The sequence below is a fragment of the Elusimicrobiota bacterium genome (assembly GCA_040757695.1).
In the GTDB taxonomy this organism is placed as follows: Bacteria; Elusimicrobiota; UBA8919; order UBA8919; family UBA8919; genus JBFLWK01.
In genome coordinates, this window is sequence record JBFLWK010000207.1 from 1 (window position 1) to 1,666 (window position 1,666).

General features: G+C 36.3%; 2 protein-coding genes. Both read right to left on the bottom strand.

Features of this window, described 5'->3' with window-relative positions:
• Window positions 1–133: 133 nt before the first annotated feature.
• On the bottom strand, window positions 134–1,231 hold the full coding sequence (locus tag AB1349_14150) for a glycosyltransferase (GenBank protein ID MEW6558467.1): 1,098 nt from the start codon (window positions 1,229–1,231) through the stop codon (window positions 134–136).
• Window positions 1,231–1,554: a type II toxin-antitoxin system PemK/MazF family toxin gene (locus AB1349_14155; protein ID MEW6558468.1), complete on the bottom strand. Its 324-nt coding sequence runs from the start codon at window positions 1,552–1,554 to the stop codon at window positions 1,231–1,233. Before AB1349_14155 ends, AB1349_14150 begins: the two co-directional genes overlap by 1 nt.
• Between the last annotated feature and the right edge of the window lie 112 nt (window positions 1,555–1,666).

A 1,666-nucleotide genomic window follows, 5' to 3' on the forward strand; every position in this document is an offset into this window, starting at 1 on the left:
TTGACTTAACTATTCATAGGAATTGTTCAGGTTTCTTGTGCATCCCTGTTTTACAGGGTTATTCCATTTTTGTCAATGAACAATATGTTTCAACATTTATTAGCAAAAATTTGCCAAACTACAGTTATTTATTTTACAAATTTTTTATCTGGTCGTCAACAAAATTTTTTATTTTTTGTTTAAAAATCGGTCTGTTAAACCTTTCAGCATTTTTTCGGATTTCTTGTGGGTCAAACTTTATATGCTCAAATTTTCTTATGGTATCTATCACTGATTTTACTGTCTGCTCATCAAAAAAGAGCCCTGTTTTACCGTCAATTACAGTTTCTAACGTACCACCTTTTTTATATGCAATAACAGGTTTCCCGCATGCTTGGGCTTCAACTGGAATAATCCCGAAATCTTCTTCACCTGGAAAAATCAGTGCACGACAGTTCTGGTAAAAATGTTTTAATTCATTACTATCTCGCCAGCCTAAGAATTCTATATTATTTTTTGCTATTTTTTTCAGTTTCTCTTCATCCTGACCTGAGCCGATAATTTTTAACGGATAGCCGAGTATGTTAAATGCCTCTATTGCTAAATCTACTCTTTTGTAAGGTGCGAATGCGGATACAATAAGATAATAGGGGATAGGGGATAGGGGATAGGGGATAGGGGGAACAAAAAAGTCGGTATCAACAGGCGGATAAATTACTACAGCATCACGATTATAAAATTTTTTTATTCGGTTTTTAACATGTTCGGAATTGGCAATAAAGAAATTTACCGTTTTTGAAGTTTTAACATCCCATTTTTGTAAATATGGTCTTAAAATTTGTATCGCAAATTTTACATAAAACTTTGAATCGCCAAAATACTGCTGATACATATCCCAAACATACCGCATCGGAGTATGGCAGTAACAGATATGGAGTGCATTTTTCGGAATTTTTACACCCTTTGCGACACAATGACTTGAAGATAAAATTAAATCATAACCAGTTAAATCAAAACTTTCTATAGCTTTAGGCATCAGTGGCAGATAGTATCTATAATTTTTTTCTATATTTGGCAACTTTTGTAAGAACGAAGTTTTTATTTCCATTTTTTCAATTATTGCCGACATCACACCTTTTATATGCACAAGTGTAAAAAGCGTTGCCGATGGTAAAAGTTTGCAGAAAACTTCCAGACATTTTTCACCACCTCGCATACCAGTCAGCCAATCGTGAACGAGTGCAATTTTCATTAGTTCAGTGCTAAAGCAAATTTAAGTGCTTTATTGATTTGCTCAACCTTATCAGAACGTAGCAGACAAATTCTTTCCGTAAGAATCGACTTTCTAATGGTAGTAATCGTATCAAGATTTGCCACACATTTTTGAGGCAGACCATCCCGTTCGTCAAGCAATACTTCCACTGGAATGTTTCGGACTGTTGTGGTTATTTGTGCAATAGTAACTGCATTACGCACATTATATGCCTCATCACGTGAAAGTAACACCACAGGACGCTTGCCTATAGGTTTAGGTAAATCCGCCCACCATACTTCATTGCGTTGTTGAGTAGACATCTTTATAACCTCCTTGTGGTGACAGCCCTATCGGGCTGTCGTGCCCCTCGCAGAACCGTGCTTGCAGATTGCCCACACACGGCTCTTCAATAACACTTCCTCATAAAGCACA